This is a genomic window from Paenibacillus amylolyticus (assembly GCF_001570725.1).
Classification (GTDB): Bacteria; Bacillota; Bacilli; order Paenibacillales; family Paenibacillaceae; genus Paenibacillus; species Paenibacillus amylolyticus_A.
Genome location: NZ_BCNV01000012.1, coordinates 1 through 4,633, shown reverse-complemented (window position 1 = coordinate 4,633; position 4,633 = coordinate 1). Strand labels below are relative to the sequence as shown.

Annotated in this window: 2 rRNA genes; both read right to left on the bottom strand. The window is 53.1% G+C overall.

What is annotated here, in order from left to right:
• A 23S ribosomal RNA gene (locus PAHA3_RS28875) occupies window positions 1–2,926 on the bottom strand.
• A gap of 250 nt (window positions 2,927–3,176) precedes the next feature.
• Window positions 3,177–4,633 (bottom strand): 16S ribosomal RNA (locus tag PAHA3_RS28870); the annotation flags it as partial.

Genomic DNA, 4,633 nt, shown 5'->3' with positions numbered 1-4,633 from the left:
TTGGATAAGCCCTCGACCGATTAGTACTGGTCAGCTCCATGCATTGCTGCACTTCCACCCCCAGCCTATCTACCTCGTCGTCTTCAAGGGGTCTTACATACTGGGAAATCTCATCTTGAGGGGGGCTTCACGCTTAGATGCTTTCAGCGTTTATCCCGTCCGTACATAGCTACCCAGCGGTGCTCCTGGCGGAACAACTGGTACACCAGCGGTACGTCCATCCCGGTCCTCTCGTACTAAGGACAGCTCCTCTCAAATTTCCTACGCCCACGACAGATAGGGACCGAACTGTCTCACGACGTTCTGAACCCAGCTCGCGTACCGCTTTAATGGGCGAACAGCCCAACCCTTGGGACCTACTTCAGCCCCAGGATGCGATGAGCCGACATCGAGGTGCCAAACCTCCCCGTCGATGTGGACTCTTGGGGGAGATAAGCCTGTTATCCCCAGGGTAGCTTTTATCCGTTGAGCGATGGCCCTTCCATGCGGTACCACCGGATCACTAAGCCCGACTTTCGTCCCTGCTCGACTTGTAGGTCTCGCAGTCAAGCTCCCTTATGCCTTTGCACTCTTCGAATGATTTCCAACCATTCTGAGGGAACCTTTGGGCGCCTCCGTTACTCTTTAGGAGGCGACCGCCCCAGTCAAACTGCCCACCTGACACTGTCCCCGCACCGGATTACGGTACCAGGTTAGAACCTAGATACGATCAGGGTGGTATCCCAACGTTGCCTCCACAGAAGCTTGCGCTCCTGCTTCAAAGGCTCCCACCTATCCTGTACAGATCGTACCCAAATTCAATATCAAGCTGCAGTAAAGCTCCATGGGGTCTTTCCGTCTTGTCGCGGGTAACCTGCATCTTCACAGGTATTAAAATTTCACCGGATCTCTCGTTGAGACAGCGCCCAAGTCGTTACGCCATTCGTGCGGGTCAGAATTTACCTGACAAGGAATTTCGCTACCTTAGGACCGTTATAGTTACGGCCGCCGTTTACTGGGGCTTCGGTTCACAGCTTCGGATTGCTCCTAACCACTCCCCTTAACCTTCCAGCACCGGGCAGGCGTCAGCCCGTATACTTCGCCTTACGGCTTCGCACAGACCTGTGTTTTTGCTAAACAGTCGCTTGGGCCTTTTCACTGCGGCCCCCTCGTGCTATTCACACTACCGGGGCACCCCTTCTCCCGAAGTTACGGGGTCATTTTGCCGAGTTCCTTAACGAGAGTTCTTCCGCGCGCCTTAGAATACTCTTCTCGCCTACCTGTGTCGGTTTGCGGTACGGGCACCATCACCTGGCTAGAGGCTTTTCTTGGCAGTGTGAGATCATGACCTTCGCTACTGTAATTTTCACTCCCCATCACAGCTCAGCCTTACAATGTGCGGATTTGCCTACACATCAGCCTTACTGCTTGGACAGACATCCATCAGTCTGCGTCACTACCCTACTGCGTCCCCCCATTGCTCATAACGGCTTACGGTGGTACAGGAATTTCGACCTGTTGTCCTTCGACTACGCCTTTCGGCCTCGCCTTAGGTCCCGACTTACCCTGAGCGGACGAGCCTTCCTCAGGAACCCTTAGGCTTTCGGCGGATCAGATTCTCACTGATCTTTTCGTTACTCATACCGGCATTCTCACTTGTATAATGTCCAGCGCTCCTTACGGTACACCTTCAACCCTTATACAACGCTCCCCTACCCCTGATGCAAAGCATCAAGCCATAGCTTCGGTGGTGTGTTTAGCCCCGTTACATTTTCGGCGCAGAGTCACTCGACCAGTGAGCTATTACGCACTCTTTCAATGGTGGCTGCTTCTAAGCCAACATCCTGGTTGTCTGTGCAACTCCACATCCTTTCCCACTTAACACACACTTGGGGACCTTAGCTGATGGTCTGGGCTGTTTCCCTTTTGACAATGGATCTTAGCACTCACTGTCTGACTCCCGGAAGTAAGTCTATGGCATTCGGAGTTTGACTGAGCTTGGTAACCCTTGCGGGCCCCGCACCCAATCAGTGCTCTACCTCCACGACTCTGTTTTCCGAGGCTAGCCCTAAAGCTATTTCGGGGAGAACCAGCTATCTCCGAGTTCGATTGGAATTTCTCCGCTACCCCCACCTCATCCCCGCATTTTTCAACATGCGTGGGTTCGGGCCTCCAGTGCGTGTTACCGCACCTTCACCCTGGACAGGGGTAGATCACCCGGTTTCGGGTCTACGTCCACGTACTACATCGCCCTATTCAGACTCGCTTTCGCTGCGGCTCCGGCTCTTCACCTTAACCTTGCACGGGAACGTAACTCGCCGGTTCATTCTACAAAAGGCACGCCATCACCCCTAAAACGGGCTCTGACTTTTTGTAAGCACACGGTTTCAGGTTCTATTTCACTCCCCTTCCGGGGTGCTTTTCACCTTTCCCTCACGGTACTGCTTCACTATCGGTCGCTAGGAAGTATTTAGCCTTGGCAGATGGTCCTGCCGGATTCATACGGGGTTTCACGTGCCCCGCACTACTCGGGATCCGTCTCGGAGGGAACAGACTTTCAATTACAGGGCTTTTACCTTCTTTGGCGGGCCTTTCCAGACCTCTTCGCTTAACCGGTTCCTTTGTAACTCCATGTGAGACGTCCCACAACCCCAAAGAGCAAGCTCTCTGGTTTGGGCTTCTCCGCGTTCGCTCGCCGCTACTGACGGAATCACTATTGTTTTCTCTTCCTCAGGGTACTTAGATGTTTCAGTTCCCCTGGTATGCCTCTACATAACCTATGTATTCAGTTATGAGTAACTGGAAATTACCCCAGCTGGGTTTCCCCATTCGGACACCCCCGGATCAAAGCTTGCTTACAGCTCCCCGAGGCAGTTTCGTTGTTCGCCACGTCCTTCATCGGCTCCTAGCGCCTAGGCATCCTCCGTGTGCTCTTAGTAGCTTAACCAATTGCTCAATATGAGCAATAGCAATCTACCTTATAAAAACACTTCACTTGTTTACACAAGATCAGCTTAAAGGAATGTTCTAATTCGCGTTTGTTTCGTTTCGATATCTAGTTTTCAAAGAACAAGCTCCATGCAAAAGCAAGCTGTTTGAGAGTTTGAGCTCTCAAAACTGAGCAACGAGTGAGTAACTAGCCGACCTGGCTAGATTTTATATTTGAATGTTTCCACGCGGGAAACGATTCTCCATAGAAAGGAGGTGATCCAGCCGCACCTTCCGATACGGCTACCTTGTTACGACTTCACCCCAATCATCTATCCCACCTTCGGCGGCTGGCTCCTTGCGGTTACCCCACCGACTTCGGGTGTTATAAACTCTCGTGGTGTGACGGGCGGTGTGTACAAGACCCGGGAACGTATTCACCGCGGCATGCTGATCCGCGATTACTAGCAATTCCGACTTCATGCAGGCGAGTTGCAGCCTGCAATCCGAACTGAGACCGGCTTTGTTGGGATTGGCTCCATCTCGCGATTTCGCAGCCCGTTGTACCGGCCATTGTAGTACGTGTGTAGCCCAGGTCATAAGGGGCATGATGATTTGACGTCATCCCCACCTTCCTCCGGTTTGTCACCGGCAGTCTATCTAGAGTGCCCATCCGAAATGCTGGCAACTAAATATAAGGGTTGCGCTCGTTGCGGGACTTAACCCAACATCTCACGACACGAGCTGACGACAACCATGCACCACCTGTCTAGCATGTCCCGAAGGAAAGGACTATCTCTAGCCCGGTCATGCTGATGTCAAGACCTGGTAAGGTTCTTCGCGTTGCTTCGAATTAAACCACATACTCCACTGCTTGTGCGGGTCCCCGTCAATTCCTTTGAGTTTCAGTCTTGCGACCGTACTCCCCAGGCGGAGTGCTTAATGTGTTAACTTCGGCACCAAGGGTATCGAAACCCCTAACACCTAGCACTCATCGTTTACGGCGTGGACTACCAGGGTATCTAATCCTGTTTGCTCCCCACGCTTTCGCGCCTCAGCGTCAGTTACAGCCCAGAGAGTCGCCTTCGCCACTGGTGTTCCTCCACATATCTACGCATTTCACCGCTACACGTGGAATTCCACTCTCCTCTTCTGCACTCAAGTCACCCAGTTTCCAGTGCGATCCGGGGTTGAGCCCCGGGATTAAACACCAGACTTAAATGACCGCCTGCGCGCGCTTTACGCCCAATAATTCCGGACAACGCTTGCCCCCTACGTATTACCGCGGCTGCTGGCACGTAGTTAGCCGGGGCTTTCTTCTCAGGTACCGTCACCTTGAGAGCAGTTACTCTCCCAAGCGTTCTTCCCTGGCAACAGAGCTTTACGATCCGAAAACCTTCATCACTCACGCGGCATTGCTCCGTCAGGCTTTCGCCCATTGCGGAAGATTCCCTACTGCTGCCTCCCGTAGGAGTCTGGGCCGTGTCTCAGTCCCAGTGTGGCCGATCACCCTCTCAGGTCGGCTACGCATCGTCGCCTTGGTGAGCCGTTACCTCACCAACTAGCTAATGCGCCGCAGGCCCATCCCCAAGTGACAGATTGCTCCGTCTTTCCAGTTCTCTTCAGGCGAAGAAAACAACTATTCGGTATTAGCTACCGTTTCCGGTAGTTGTCCCAAACTTGAGGGCAGGTTGCCTACGTGTTACTCACCCGTCCGCCGCTAACC